The 14548-nt window shown below is 68.7% G+C and carries 12 protein-coding genes; 1 reads left to right on the forward strand and 11 read right to left on the reverse strand.

The features are described from left to right. Nucleotides 1-6: 6 nt before the first annotated feature. The 5 genes from CLT75_RS13675 to CLT75_RS13695 form a co-directional block, all read right to left on the reverse strand. On the reverse strand, nt 7-945 hold the full coding sequence (locus CLT75_RS13675) for a F510_1955 family glycosylhydrolase (protein WP_030271505.1): 939 nt from the start codon (nt 943-945) through the stop codon (nt 7-9). Nucleotides 946-1211: 266 nt separating this feature from the next. Then, complete coding sequence (locus CLT75_RS13680) at nt 1212-2324, reverse strand: sensor histidine kinase (protein WP_036310736.1); 1113 nt, start codon at nt 2322-2324, stop codon at nt 1212-1214. Beyond that, nucleotides 2324-3049, reverse strand: coding sequence for a response regulator transcription factor (locus tag CLT75_RS13685; RefSeq protein WP_047890774.1), 726 nt, complete (start codon nt 3047-3049; stop codon nt 2324-2326). The genes CLT75_RS13680 and CLT75_RS13685 overlap by 1 nt, the downstream gene beginning before the upstream one ends. Before the next feature lie 5 nt (nt 3050-3054). Further along, the gene (locus CLT75_RS13690; protein WP_198039661.1) at nt 3055-3711 is read right to left on the reverse strand and encodes a hypothetical protein; all 657 of its coding nucleotides are present in this window, start codon (nt 3709-3711) and stop codon (nt 3055-3057) included. Nucleotides 3712-3716: 5 nt separating this feature from the next. After that, on the reverse strand, nt 3717-3965 hold the full coding sequence (locus tag CLT75_RS13695; RefSeq protein WP_030271497.1) for an SHOCT domain-containing protein: 249 nt from the start codon (nt 3963-3965) through the stop codon (nt 3717-3719). Nucleotides 3966-4400: 435 nt separating this feature from the next. On the opposite strand from CLT75_RS13695, the gene CLT75_RS13700 reads away from it, so the two are divergent. After that, nucleotides 4401-5888 (forward strand): recombinase family protein, encoded by a 1488-nt coding sequence (locus tag CLT75_RS13700; protein WP_083395384.1) that lies wholly within the window; start codon nt 4401-4403, stop codon nt 5886-5888. Nucleotides 5889-6116: 228 nt separating this feature from the next. Here the strand turns inward: CLT75_RS13700 and CLT75_RS13705 are convergent, their stop codons facing one another. From CLT75_RS13705 to CLT75_RS13730, 6 genes are all read right to left on the reverse strand, one after another. Next, nucleotides 6117-7403, reverse strand: a complete 1287-nt coding sequence (locus tag CLT75_RS13705) for an IS256 family transposase (protein WP_104115820.1) — start codon at nt 7401-7403, stop codon at nt 6117-6119. Between the two features lie 203 nt (nt 7404-7606). Further along, nucleotides 7607-8914 carry a DUF2399 domain-containing protein gene (locus tag CLT75_RS13710; RefSeq protein WP_235437322.1) on the reverse strand — a complete coding sequence of 436 codons (1308 nt, stop codon included), beginning with the start codon at nt 8912-8914 and terminating at the stop codon, nt 7607-7609. Further along, the gene (locus CLT75_RS13715; protein ID WP_047890773.1) at nt 8911-11994 is read right to left on the reverse strand and encodes a coiled-coil domain-containing protein; all 3084 of its coding nucleotides are present in this window, start codon (nt 11992-11994) and stop codon (nt 8911-8913) included. Before CLT75_RS13715 ends, CLT75_RS13710 begins: the two co-directional genes overlap by 4 nt. Further along, on the reverse strand, nt 11991-12656 hold the full coding sequence (locus CLT75_RS13720) for a hypothetical protein (RefSeq protein ID WP_047890772.1): 666 nt from the start codon (nt 12654-12656) through the stop codon (nt 11991-11993). Before CLT75_RS13720 ends, CLT75_RS13715 begins: the two co-directional genes overlap by 4 nt. After that, nucleotides 12653-13201: a hypothetical protein gene (locus tag CLT75_RS13725; RefSeq protein ID WP_047890771.1), complete on the reverse strand. Its 549-nt coding sequence runs from the start codon at nt 13199-13201 to the stop codon at nt 12653-12655. Before CLT75_RS13725 ends, CLT75_RS13720 begins: the two co-directional genes overlap by 4 nt. After that, nucleotides 13198-14421, reverse strand: coding sequence for a hypothetical protein (locus CLT75_RS13730; protein ID WP_047890770.1), 1224 nt, complete (start codon nt 14419-14421; stop codon nt 13198-13200). The genes CLT75_RS13725 and CLT75_RS13730 overlap by 4 nt, the downstream gene beginning before the upstream one ends. Nucleotides 14422-14548: the final 127 nt, after the last annotated feature.

Raw genomic sequence — 14548 nt, forward strand, 5'->3', positions numbered from 1 at the left:
GCGACCTCACTGCGGCACGTACCGGTCGGTCCAGGTGGCGCCCGCGTCGGTGGTGGCGACGACCCGGTCACCGGCGAGCGCGGCGAAGAGCGTGCCCTTGTCGGTGGCGATGCTGTGCGGCTGCCCCGGCACCGCTCCGCGGCGCTGCCACTGCTGCCCGCCATCGGTCGAGGACCAGATCGCTCCGTCCTGGGCCACCCCCCACACGCCGGTGCGGTCCCAGGCGAGTAGGCCGACAGCGGGAGCGCCCGCGACCGTCTGCCAGCTCCGGCCGCCGTCGGTGGAGCGCTGCAGCCCGTCGCGCCCCACCGCGAGGATGCTCTGCGCATCGGTCGGGCTGACCGCGAACTCCCCCATCGCCACCCGGGACCGCTGCTCCCAGGTCCGCTGGTCGACGCTCACCATGAACGCACCATCCGTGGAGTTGTAGCCGTACACCGAGCCGTGGGCGGCCTGCAGCCCGTGGAAGTCCGCCGCGCCGGAAAGCGACTTCGCCCGCCAGGTCACCCCACCGTCGGTCGACTCGATCAGACCTACGTTGGCCGGGCCGTCCTCGGAGTGGCCGGAGGCCAGGAAATGCCCGGGGCCGACCACGGTGAAGCCCATCAGGTCCAGGGCGTCCTTCGATACCCGCACGGCGGTGTGCGCGTCGTCGACGCGGAACAGCCCGACGTGGGTGGCGACGTACAGGGCCCCGCTGCCCGGGTCGGTCGCAACCCCGTGCACGTGCCCGAACCCGTCGTGCCCGGTACCCGCCGCGCCGTGGTCAGCCGAGGAGCCCTGGTCCCGCAGGACGAACACCACCACGGCGGAGAGGACGGCCAGCGCGGCCAGCGCCGTCACGACGATCTTCCGGGTCGGCCCGGACTGCGGCTCGCCGGCTTGCGCCTTACGCGCGGAGCCGGATCTGCTGCTCGGTCGCGTCGGCTGCGACGTCCTGCTCATCGGCTGCGTCCACCTTCTCATCGTTGATCAACTTGCTGGCCGAGGGCCCCTGTCCTGGCAGGGTTCAGGGTGACCTTCCGCCCCCACCAACAATGACGCGAAGTCGGCGGAAGACCCGTCCGAAGACCATGAAGATTCGCTGAAGAACGGGCCCGGGCTTCAGTAGGGGCGGGGCGTCGGTCGCGTGGGAGACGCACCCGACCGCATCCCCGCGTACGTGTGATCGGGCGCACGTCACATGCTTCCCCCGCCTGCGTGCCGGCAACTCAGCGGGCCGGCATTGCGGGCAGGGTGAGGGTGAAGGTGGCACCGGCTCCGATGCCGGCGCTGGCGGCCGAGAGCCGGCCGCTGTGGGCCTGGGCCAGGGCGCGGGCGATGGTCAGCCCGATGCCGCTACCCCCGGTAGTCCGGCTGCGGGCCGGGTCGGCCCGGTAGAACCGATCGAACACGTGTGGCAGGTGCTCGGCGGCGATGCCCTCGCCGGTGTCGGCGACCGCGATGGCCGCCTCTCTGGCGCTGGAGCTGGTGGTGATCGTGACGCTTCCGCCGGTGGGAGTGTGGCGGAGCGCGTTGCCGAGCAGGTTGTCGAGGATCTCGCGCAGCCGGTCGGGGTCGGCGAGCGCCCGCGCCGGCGCGGGACCGGCCCGGTGTTCGAGGACGACGCCCTTGTCTGCGTAACCGGCGGCTGCGGCGCGAACCGCCTCGTCAACGACCACGTCGACGTCCAGCGGCTCGACCCGCAGGTCGGCCCGGCGTTCCTCCGCCCGCGAGAGGCCGTGGATATCATCGGCCAGGCGGTCCAGCCGCCTGGTCTGATCGCGAAGCGTCCGCCACGTATCCGGGATGGCGGGGATGACACCGTCCTCGATGCCCTCGAGGAAGCTGTCGACGGTGGCGATCGGGGTACGCAGCTCGTGTGCGAGGTCGGCGAGCAGCTCCAGCCGGCGCCGTTCGGTGTTCTGCAGCGTGGCGGCCATCCGGTTGAACGCGTCATCCACCGCGGCGAGCTCCGCTCCCAGCCGGCTCGGCGGCATCCGCGCGTCGTAGTCACCGTCGGCGACGCGGGTCGCGACTCCGGAGAGTTCGGACAGCGGACCGGCCAACCGCCGCGTGATGAACCAGCTCACCGCCAACGACGTCACCAGAGCGGCGCCAACCGCCACACCGAGCGCGACGAGCAGCGTGGCGATCAGGGCGGACTCGAGATCCTGGGTCATGCCGGCGGACATGCCCATCATGCGGTGCAGGTGACTGCGGAACAGGGCCGGCGCGACGGCGAACGCCACCAGCACCAGGGTGACCGCCCCGGCAGCCACGATCAGCGACTGCGCGATGAACAGCCGGGTCGAGAGCCGGTCGGTTCGCAGTCCGGGCCGCATCAGCCCGGACCCATCCGGTAGCCGACGCCACGGACGGTGCGGACGTAGCGCGGCTGGGTGGCGTCGTCGTCGAGCTTGCGACGCAGGTTACCGACGTGCACGTCGATGACGTGCTCGTCGCCGTACCAGTCGCCGCCCCAGACATGGTCCAGCAACTGCCGCCGGCTGAACGCCACCCGGGGCTGCGCGCTGAGCGCGTCGAGCAGGTCGAATTCGGTGCGCGTCAGCTCAACATCCTGGCCGCGCACGCGGACCTCCCGCCCGGCCACGTCGATCTCCAGGTCGCCGAATCGGCGGACCTGGGTCTCCGGTACGGCCGAAGGCGTACGCGGGCGGCGAAGCATGGCGCGCACCCGGGCGACCAGCTCCCGGGGTGAGAATGGCTTCGTCAGGTAGTCATCGGCCCCGACCGACAACCCCACCAACTTGTCCACCTCGTCGCTCTTGGCGGTGAGCATGATGATGTACGCGTCGCTGAACGCCCGGACACGCCGGCACACCTCGACGCCGTCGATACCGGGCAGCATCAGGTCCAGCACGATCACGTCCGGCTCGGTGTCGCGGGCCGACTCCACGGCGGCGTTGCCGTCTGCGGCGGTGACCACGTCGAAGCCCTCCCGGGTCAGGTAGCCGGAGACGACCTGCACCAGGGGTGGCTCGTCGTCGACCACCAGCGCGCGGAACCGGGCGCCCCCGGCGCCCGGCTCCACCCCGTCAACCCGCATGGCACCTATTCCTCGCTCATGGTGACGAACGTCCCGTGCCACGTGTGATCCCACACCGCGCCGGTGTACGCGTTCACCGACATCATCCCGACCGGCCTTCCGTCCCGCAGCGTGTGCAGGGTGTAGTACCCGGGGAACTCATCGGCCTCGCCGGCAACCAGTCCCCTCCCCTGCCGGTCGAGCCAGCGCTGGGCGATGGTGGTGGCTTCGGCCGCCGACACCCGCGCCGCCCCGGTCGTCGCGCGGGCGTGCATCCCGTAGCCGGTGTTCCACATCATCGCCGGACCGTACTCGACGCTGACCCCACCACTGCCCGGATCGATCAGCACCTCCGTGGCACCGCGCCCCGCTGCTGTGGTCAGTTCCGCGTAGTAGCCGTTGGCGAACTGCATCGTCTCACCGACGCGCAGACCGAGCCGGTCGGCGAACGCGGCCCCGCGTTGACGGGCCTGGTCCAGCGACTCCACCCGCTGCCCGTCACCGGCCAGGCCGTAGGAACCGCCCATCATGCTTGCGCCGCTCATCATGCCGGGGCCGGAGTGGCCGCCCATCATGTTCCAGTTCGGGGGTGATGGATCGGCCGCCGCCCAGGCTGCCCCGGTGGTCACCGCTGTCACCGCCGCGACGATCGCCGCGGCCAGCGCCGCCCGCTTGTGCCTCATCGTCCTCACCTCCGGGCCGAACGGGCCGCCGCCAGGTCCTCGCGTGCCCGCCGGTACTGCTCGACGTCGATCTCGCCGAGGGCGAACCGACGGTCGAGGATCTCCTCCGGCCGCTCCGGCCGGCCACCCTGCTCCGAACGGCCCCGGGGCAGCAGAACGCCGACGCCCCAGACGATCAGCCCGACAACCACGATCCAGAACAGGGCCATGAAGATCCAACCGCCCATCCCCATACCCCAGCCGTAGCCCATCATCGCCGTCTCCCTACCTCGCTTCCGTGCCTTACGCCATTCATGCTCCGACCGGCGTCTCAACGACCGATGCGGCGTACCGTCAAGATTTCGTCAAGGCCTCCGCTCACCGTGCGGTGACACCGCATAGGCACACATTCATGGGCTACGCACGCAAGGCCGATGGCGGTGTCGATCGGCTTGCCTCCCCGAGAGGTCGGCGAAGACCGCGTCCTCCCCTGGACAAGACCAAGATCGACCGTGACCGGGCATGTGCCACGGGTGATCATAAGGATCTTCAACCACTACGAGATCGACAGAACGCGCCCCACTCGACCGGCGGTTGCCCTACCAGTCGAGCCAACAGGTCTGTGTGCGGGGCCGAGTCCAGCCAACCCCTGCGTCGTTGTCCACCAATATCGAGATGAGTAACTGCAAACCTCAGTGTGGGAGGTCCTGGTGCAGGACTCGGCGAAGCTCGACGCCCCCGACCTGCTCGGCTGGTGGATACGGCAGCCGAACCGGCGACGCCGCCCACGGAAGCGGCGCCCGATAACACCACATCCCCTGGGCATCCGCTTCGCGTTCTACGGCCGGATGTCGACCCGGGAATTCCAGGACCAGCTGTCGTCGGCGCGCTGGCAGCGCGACTTCGCCGAAGACGTGATCGACGGCCGAGGCGTCATCGTGGCCGAATTCTTCGACGTAGGCCATTCCCGGCAGTTGCCCTGGCCGCGCCGCCCGCAAGCCGCGCGACTGCTGGCAGCCCTCGCCGACCCCGACCGCGGATTCGACGCGGTGGTAATAGGAGAGTTCGAACGAGCCTTCTACGGCAACCAGTTCCGCGACCTCGCGCCGCTGTTCAAACTCTACGGCGTCGAGCTGTGGCTGCCCGAGCTCAACGGCCCGGTCGACGCCAGCAACGACCTTCACCTGTCGCTGCTGGCCCTGCTCGGCGTGCATTCCAAACGAGAGGTCCAACGCTCGCGGTTCCGCGCCAAGGCCGCCATGCGGGCCCAGGTCATCGAGCAAGGCCGCCACCTCGGCGGCCGACCACCGTACGGTTACCGACTGGTCGCGGCAGGACCGCACCCGAACCGGGCCCACGCCAAGTGGGGACGCGTGGCCCACCGGCTGGAACCCGACCCTGCCACCGCTCCGCATGTCCAGTGGATGTTCGCCCAGCGCCTCACCGGGCGCAGCGTCGCCGGAATCGCCCGCGACCTCAACGACCGGCACGTGCCCTGCCCGTCCAGCGTCGACCCCGGCCGAAACCGGCACCGCAGCGGCGCCGGATGGACGCTACGCACGGTGGCATCGATCCTGGCCAACCCTCGCTACACCGGCCGGCAGGTCTGGAACCGGCAGCACACCGACCGCGGCCCCCTCGACGCCGCCGATGACCTGCTCGGTCAATCGGAGGTACGCCGCTGGAACCTGATGCAACAGTGGGTCATCTCCCGGGACCTTGCGCATCCGCCGCTGGTCAGCGAACACGATTTCGTCGCCGCACAGCAGACCAACGCCCTGCCGGCACCCGCCGACGGGTCGAGCGGACGCTACCTACTCACCGGACTGATCCGCTGCCAGGAGTGCGGCCGGATCCTCGACTCGCACTGGGTCAACAGCCACGCCGCCTACCGGTGCCGTCACGGTTTCCGCAGCGCGGTCCCGGCCGGCACCACCCGGCCACGCATTGTCTACATCCACGAAGCCAAGGCCATCCGGCAGCTCGCCGAACACCTCGGCATGCCGCACACCGACCCCCACGCAGTGGTTGACGCCCTACTTGAACACGATGCCCTGGTCAGCTGCGCCATCGGCGGCGCGCTGGGCATCCATTCGATCCCAACCCCCACGCCGACTTATCGACCGCAAGCGATACCGCATCAGCGCCGAACAGCGGAAACCCCACCGAACGCCATCGCTGACACCCGTGGGGGTTAACGTGTCCGAGACACGTCTACGTAGCACCCATATTCGAAATGGGTGTTCATGCGCCAACAGTAGCGAACTACGTTGCGTAACACTAGACCACAAGCATGGATCGCCGGGGGAAGTCCCTCTAATTTGCTGTCCCCACGCTACGGCACGATGCGGAGCCTTTGGTCAGGTCACCTTGCCCTGCGTTCCACCGAGGGCCTGTCTCGCTAAGGGTGTTTCCGGCGATCTTGGTTAGTAGGTTTCAGCGGCGGGGAAGCGGTCGCTGAAGGTGATGGCGAAGGCGTTCAGGGCGGGTTTCCAGCGCATCGTCCATCGGGTTCTGCCTGCTCCGGTGGGGTCCAGGGACCGGGTCACCAGGTACAGACACTTCAACGCGGCCTGCTCGTTCGGGAAGTGGCCGCGGGCCTTCACGGCCCGCCGGTAGCGGGCGTTGAGCGACTCGATCGCGTTCGTGGAACAGATGACGGTGCGGATCTCCAGGTCGTAGTCGAGGAACGGGATGAACTCGGCCCAGGCGTTGTCCCACAGTCGGATCACCGCCGGATACCGGCCGCCCCACTTCTCGGCTAGATCGTCGAACGCCGCCCTGGCCACTTGAGCGTTGACGGCGGTGTAGATCGGTTTGATGTCGCGTTTCAGCTCGTCCCAGTACTTGCGGGAGGTGAGGCGGAACGTGTTGCGGATCAGATGGATGATGCACGTCTGCACCACGGTTCGGGGCCAGACGTTCGTGACGACCTCCGGCAGCCCTTTCAGGCCGTCGCAGACGAGGAAGAACACGTCCTTGACGCCGCGGTTGCGCAGGTCGGTCAGCACGCTCATCCAGAACTTCGCGCCCTCACCACCGGCGCCGGCCCACAGGCCGAGGATGTCTTTGTCGCCGTCGAGGGTGACCCCGATCGCGGCGTAGAAGGGCCGATTGGCGACCTGCCCGTCGCGGACCTTGACCACGATGGCGTCGATGAACACGGCGGCGTAGATCTCGTCCAACGGGCGGTGCGACCAGTCGGTCATCTCCTCGATCACCTTGTCGGTGATCCGGGAGATCGTCTCCTTGCTGACCGACGCACCGTAGATCTCCGCGAAGTGCGCCGAGATCTCCCCGGTCGTCAACCCTTTGGCATACAACGACAACACGACCTCATCGACCCCCGACAACCGGCGCTGCCGCTTGCGCACGATCTGCGGCTCGAACGTGCCAGCCCGGTCCCGAGGCACGTCGATCTGCACCGGGCCGTTGGCTTCGGTCAGCACCGTCTTCGACCGAGTCCCGTTGCGGACGTTGCCCGACCCGGCCCCGGCCTGGTCGTGTTTGGCATAGCCGAGGTGCTCGGTCATCTCCTCGTTCAGCGCGGTCTCCAGGACCGTCTTGGTCAACTGCTTCAACAGTCCATCCGGGCCGGTCAGCGACAGCCCTTGTTCCTTCGCGGCCCGGACCAGCTCAGCGGCAGCCTTCGCCTCCGCCGACGGCTCGGGCCGCTTCTTACGTCCGGTCTGGTCGTTCAGTGTCGCGGTCATCACGGCACCCTCCTCACCAGGCACAACGCCCGGCAGGTCAGGCCGGAAACACCTTTAGATCCACAGACCCTCCACCGACGCCAGCCATGGCGGCTGTAGCCATCTGCGGCAGGATGTTGTGGGTGTGGAGCGAGTGGGCGAGTGGCTTCGTGCCGTCGTCGATCGATTCGCATCGAGTGACTGCACTGCGGGCTGCGCCGCCGTCAGTTTCGTCGAATCCGATCCAGTGCTTCGGTCAGCGCTGCTTTCACGGTCGCCTCCTGTTCGATGGCGTAGCCACGATCCAGGCAGTTGCGGGCAAAGGCTCCGATCTGATCGTTCCGGGTCGCGAACGGTTCCAGATGTGCCCGGCTGTGAGCGGAGAAAGCCCGGCCGGGTTGGTGCCGTGCAGCGCCGACGTCGATGACGTGGACTGTCAACTCTGCGGCGAGGTGGTCGTGGATTCTCGCGGCGATACGCACTCCGCCAAGGTCGGCGTCGGTGCAGATCAGTGTTGACGAGGCCTGCACTGCTGCTTCGGCAATCAGGTTGAGGACGGGCTCTGGTGGCTGGCCGTGGCACCAAATGACCGGCACGCCCGCGTCGATATCGCATAGCGTTTCGGCGGCCTGCCGGTTTTCGATGATCAGAAGCGGCCCCGTCCCGCGGCGTATGTCGATGGAGATCGTGTGCTGAGGGCTGAGCCGGATGTCATGCGGGCCAGGCAGCGGGGAAAGATCGATGACGGCATCTGAGACCTGCAGCCGGACCGGGCCGCCGATGCCGATGTATGGGCTGCGGGATAGGCCGAGTGCAGCGAGGGCGTCGGGTTCGAATCCGAGCTCGGTCAGCAGCCGCTGAACGTCATCGCGGGCTTTGGTGCTTCCCGCGTGGGTTTGCACGAAGGCGCGGACGGAGTTGTGGACGACGCCGGCGGTCAGATCGGTTGCGGCGGTGACTGCCCAGCCGAGCCGGTCCGGGTGTTCGGTGGTGTGCAGGGCTTGGGCGACGCCGGGCCATTCATCGCGCAGGTCGGCGGCGAGTTCGGCGGCGCGGGACTGCAGGGTGGACCGCTGGTCGCGGCGGACTGCGCGGCGGTACTTCTCTGCGGCAGAGAGGTCGGGGTGCGGGTACACCCGCTTCGGACTCGGTGCTGGCCGGCTGCCTTTCAGGTCGTAGCCGATGGTGACGCACGCGGCCCGGGCGAGGGCGAACACGATCGTCTCGGCTTGGGCGCCGAACTTGTCGGCGACCTGCCGCCAGGCGTGTTCGCTGCGGGTCATCCACGCCCAGTCGGTGTCGGAAAGCAGGCCGGCGGGCCGGCGCGGCGGCTGACCGGGGTTTTCGGCCCGCAGCCGCACGCTGCGGTAGTACGGGTCGCCGTTCCGGTCGCGTGGATACCGGCCACTGGCTGGTAGCGGCGCGTACACGACCAGTCCGGGATAGTCAGTGATCCAGGTCAGCACGATTTCACGATCCGGTTCTGCGTCCGGGACGGCGTTGTCGGATGCGGAGCCGCCTGGGATCGTCACGCTTGTGTCTCCCCGCGGTAGGAGGTCATCCACATGCTGAGCAGCTCGACGCGGGCTGTTTCGGACTCGCTGCCGACGACGACGGGTGCCTGGTTGTAGGCGTATGCGTCCGAGGTTCGCCGTAGCTTGATGTACAGGCTGGAGGAGCCGACGGCGTACCGTTCCATGTCGTCCTGCAGGGCGCCGACGACGCTGATCGCCCGGTCCCGGCCGATGTTCTCGAACAGGGCGACCGCGTCACGGCGGTGCGCAGAGCCGAGGTTGCGTCCGAGTTCGTCGAGGACGAGCAGCAGCGGCCGGTCCTGCGAGCCGGCAAGCGCGGCCGCGCAGACGAGTTTGACGGCTTTGTCGTCCATCTGGGCGGTGTTGCCGCGCAGCTGGTACGACGACAGTGGTTTCCCTTCGCCGCGTCGCCACCGTGGGGTGATCGCCCACTGCCAAGGCTTCTGCGGGTCTGCTGGTGGTTCTGGTTCGGGGAAGTCGAGGGCGCCGCCGTACCCGCCATACGCCTGGTCGAGGGCGTCGAACTCGTCAGAAACCTGCTTCAGCTTGGCTTTGATGGCCTTCGCGAGGGTGGCTCGCACTGCGGTCGCCGCGAGTTGGGCCTCCCTCAGGTGGTCTTCGGCGCTCTGCAGCGTCCCGGTGAGTCGTTCCCGTTCGGCGCTGATCTCGTCGAGTTGCTGCCGGTCGATGCTTTCAAGGTCGTCGAGGTGCTGGCCGATGATCCGCAGTACCTGCGGGATGAGCCGGATGTAGGCGCTGAGCCGGCGGTCGCGGCGCTGCTGGTCGACGACTTTCAGCTCCTCCGGCAGCTGCTCGTCCGGGGTGCCCGGCGGGAAACACGCCTGCTGCAGCCGGTCGGTCTGCCCTGCACACAGGTCGTCCCATTCGGCGACACCGCGTTTCTGCTCCGTTTCGGTGAGGGTGAGCAGGTGCTGTTCCGCGGACGCGAAGGTGCCCGCCCACGCTTCCTGCCGACGTGGCAGGTCCAACTCCGCCCGCGCGTCGATTTTCGCCTGCCACTGATCCTGGTTCTGCTGCAGGTCCCGGCTCAACCGTTCCTTCTCCGCTTTCGCGGCGGCGATCCGCTCGTTGCGGCCGCTCTTCTCCGAAAGCGCCGTCAGGTAAGCCTTCTTCGCATGGGCATGTGGGGCAGCGAGTTCGTCCAGCTCCTCATCGATCTTCGCGTTCTTCTTCCGTAACTTCCCGACCTGGGAGTCGATCTCGTCGGCCTCGAGCGCCGCCTTGGCTCCCTCGACCCGCCCATCAGCACGCTTCTTGGCCCGCTGCGCGTCCCGAACGCTGTCGTCCGCCTCACCGTCGTCAGCGGACGCGGCGGTGAGGGCGTCACGGGCAGCCTGAATCCGGCCGGCGCGGCCGGTCATGGCTTCTGCGTACCCAGCAATACCATGCACCCCGGCGGCCGTGTCGATCAGTCCACCGGTGCCGGCACGGTCCCGCAGAGCGGTCAGGAACCGGGCCACGGTCACCACCGCGTTCGCCGCCGCTGGCAGGTCTGGGCCACCCGCGAATCCGTCCGGGTCAGCTTCGACGAGCAGCGAGCCGGGGACGTCGGTGAGCGCCGCCTGGGCGGCAGTCGCATCGGTGACGACGACCGCATGCCGATACGGCAGCAGCCGTGCTTCCCAGACAGGGCGCTGCTCGTCGGTGAGACTGACCACGTCGACAAGCGGGACGGCCTCGGTGAAGCCAGCCGCGCGCAGCGCCTGCACCTGGGCGACCGCGACGTCCTCGCCGCGTTCTGCGGCGGCCAGCGCCTTACGTGCGTCCTTGACGGCTTGTTCGGTGATGCCTTTGCGGCGTTGCGCGCGGTCGACCGCGGCGTTGGCGTCGCGGAGCTCATGCTCGGCCTGGGCGACGGTCCGACCGTCCGCGACGACCGCCTTCTCCCGCAAAGCGCGGCTACGTGTGGTGAGGAGCTCGACCTGGGCGACGTAACCGGTCTGTTCTTTCCGTAGACTGTTCACCTCGGCGTCGATGTCGTTGTACGCCTTCACCCGCTGCCGGTAGCTCTCGTCGAACGCCTTGTCGTCAGTAAGTTGACCGACTTTGACGTCGGCAGCGTCGATGGCTGCTTGGAGCTCTTTGCGTTTGGCTTCGAGCTGAGTGATGTCATGCCGCAGCTCCGCGTCCGTGGCGACACCGTCGACGAGGTAGCGGGCGCACCGCGACCGCCAACTGTCGAGCGCGTCGGCCTTTACCGTACGGGCTGCTTCGCGGGCCCGGATCATGTCTTCGGTGACGGTGACCCGCTCGTCCCACCGCTCGTACTCTTCCTTCGCGGTGTTCGCGGCGAGCGCGGCTTGGTACTGATTCTGCCGGGCCGCCTGTTCGTCGTCGATCTCGCGGGTCAGGCCGGTCAGCGCACCGATCGCATCGAAAATCCGCTCCGGGGTCAGCTCGTTCAGTGGCTGGGCCAGCAGGTTCGCTGTAGGGCTGGCTCGCACCGACGTGGACAGGAACGACACGCATCGCACGGTCTGCCCATACAGGGTGCGGGCGAGTTTGTTCGCCCGGATGTCGGTACGACCGTTGCTGCGCGGTAACTCGTCCCACAAGCCGTCGGCGCTGCCGGCCCGGTCGTTTTCGCTGGCACCGTACGCGACGTGCAGCTGCGGCTTCCATCGCAGTTCGACGTGGGGCGCCTGCCGGTTGATCCGCAGCCACACCGTCAGCACGTCCGCCTCAAGTTCGGCGAGCGCCCGGGCGGTGGGCGGGACGAACACGCCGACGATGTAGCCGTGGTCGGCGTTCGCGTGGACGACTTCCTGCCCGGCGAGTTCGGCGGTGAACAGCAGTTCGGCGGCTGCCTGCGCGCCGGATTGCAGCCGCCACTGCTCGTCGGCGTGCAGCAGGCTGAGGCCGGCGATGAACGACGACTTTCCAGCGCCGTTGGAGTCCGACGGTCCTTGGCCGGCGATGGTGATCAGGCCGCGGGAGGTGATCGGGACCGGGTGGGTCGACAGCCGGGAGATATTGATCATTTGGATGCCGGCGAGGACCCGCGGTCCGACGATGTCGGTGGCGCCGTCGTCGACGGGGTTACCTGCTGCGGTCAACGAATGTTCTCCCTGCTGGCGGTGCGGTTGCGGCGTTCACGGATTGCGGCGGCGAGCGGATGGTTCGGGGCGGCGGCGAGGATCAACTGTTCCTGCAGCCGGGCCCGAGCGGCCGGGGTCAGGCGCAACAGTTGCGGGCCGGGCACGTATCCACCTTCGGCGTCGGCGCGGTCGCGGACCCGGGTGAGCAGCCCGGCGGCGACGAGTTTGCTCGCTGCGGCTTTTGCGGCGACCGCCGGGAGTTTGCTGGCCTTCAGGATGTCGGCCTCGGTGGTCGGGTACGGGCTCGTCCAGGTGTCGGGAGCGAGGCGTTCCTCGCTGCGGGCGATCGCGACCGAGTAGATGAGCACGAGAGCGAGCACGGCTCGCTCGACGGTGGTCAGTGGCTGCCAGCCGGCGGCGGTGAGCTGCGCGGCAACTGTGTCGTCATATCCGGAGGTGAACCGCAGCCCGTCGACCTGGACGAGGACCCGGCCGGTGTGGCGCAGCAGTTGCTCGAGTCGGTCCCGGCTGGTCGGGTCCTGCAACGCGTGCAGTTCCTGCCGGTGGACGGGTTCGCGGCTGTGCTCCAGCAGGGCGTACGCCGCTTCGACGTGTTCGCGCTGCCGGTCGGTCAGGGTCGCAAGGACGGAGTCGAACAGCGGGTTCTGGTTGCGGTTCACGGCGCCTCCCCTCCGCCTGGGTCAGACTTCGGCTGGGGGTCGGGGATCATCCGCCACAGTTCCCGGAGCGTGGACAGCTCCAGCGACCCCCACCCGGTGACGCGAGGCCCCAGCCGGACCCGGTCGGCCGTCTGCAGCACCCACCGGGACGCTTCCAGCCGGCGCAGGCTGGCGGACAGCAGCTTGCGCCGGCTGGCCCGGTCCCGGCCCGGGGTCAGCTGCTGTAGCACCTGGTCGACGTCAGTAAGATCGGCCGGCTGGCCCGGCCACAAGTCGGTGCCCGGGTCCGGCCAGCAGCAGCGCAGGCAGGCGGCGAACACTCGTAGCGTGCCGGCCGAATCCTGTAGCGTCGCCGGTTCCTGTCGGTACTCGGCGAGGACCTCCGGCGCAGCACTTGGCGGCAGGTTCGGCAGGAACCACACTGACTGGGCGTCCGGCTCGACCAGGCGCCGCATCCCTGCTGGGGATGGGCTGCCCGCGGGTGCCTGTTGCGGGCCGCCGGAGCGGATCTTCGCCCACCACAGTGCGGTGTCGTGTTCGTTCACGCCGGCGCCTCCGCCGGTGTCCGGCGCCTGAACCAGCCGTCGGTGATCCAGGTCAGGTCTCCGACCACGTTGATCCGCAGCCCGTCCCCCCAGGTCAGCAGGTAAGGCAGCTCGGGTCGCAAGCCGATCGCGGTCAAGTCCGACAGCACCCGACGGCTGGCCGCCCAATCCCCGGCAGTGTCCAACAGCTCGGCGACGGTGACCTCGTCGCGGCCGGCCAGCAGCTCCTCCGCCCGAGTGGCAAGCAGTTCCGCCTCCATATCGGCACCGACCTGTTCAGGGCCTGGTTCATCGTCAATCCGCGGCCGAGGCGGCGGTGTCCGCCCCGTGTCGGTCCGCAACCCTTCTTCGACCGCGTCGAGCAGGTCGTCAACGGTGAAGTGCGGATTCGGCGCGTCGAACAGCAACCCGTCCAGCGCGGCCGCAAGCTCGTCGCCGGTGGCGTCGCGGGCGAAGCTGCGCCACTTCTCCGCTGGCAACAGCCCCAACGCCCGGGTTCGGCCGGCCCGGTCGATCAGTCGCCGCGCCGCGGCGTTCACCGCGTCCCGATACGCGGCCAACGCCATCCGCAGCTGCGTGCACTCTGGCAACAGCTGCGGCCACTTCTCCGTCGCCAGGTTGTGGAAGACGGTCGCCTTGTCGATGAGTTCGCTGTTGCCGAGCATCGGCTGCGCCGAGCTTCGCAACGATTCGACCGTCCCGGACTTCGCCATCTGCATGATGGGGTTCGCCAGCAGCCGGAACACGTTCGCCAGGTCCTGCAGCTGCGCTTGGGCCTGCTCGAGGGTGGTATCGGCGTCCTCGATCGAGAGGCGGGCGATCGACAGCATCTGGTGCAGCTCGCCGAGGCCGCCGGTCTGCGCCAGCCGGCGCAGGAACAGCAGCATCACGTACGGCGCGAACGCCGCCTGGTAGAACATCTCGTTCGGTCGCTCGTTGACTTTGGTAATCGCACGATAGGAGCGCAGCACCTCGAACCGGCGCCGGACCGCGACGGGCGAGGTGTCTCCGAACGCAGCGATCACCTGCTCCACCGTCAAGCCGGCCGGGCCCGCGGACGCGAATGCGTTCAGGATCAGCTCGTCGACGCGGACGAGCGCCGGGTCGTCGACCATCTGGTTCGCGTCACGGGCCAGAACGGCGAACACCTGCCGGTACAGCGCAAGCACGGCAGAATCAGCAGCGTGCTCCTCAAATGGCAGCTCTGCGATCTCGGTCACCAGTTGGTGCCTCCGTTGCCCCCCTTGGATCGGGTGCCGGGGCGGGCTGAAGTGATCGTCGGCGCCTCCGGGATGCCGGTGGCCTCGGCGGTTAAGGTTCTCGCCGGCCGCGAGCCGCTTGGAGCTG

The organism is Micromonospora sp. CNZ285, from assembly GCF_004637285.1.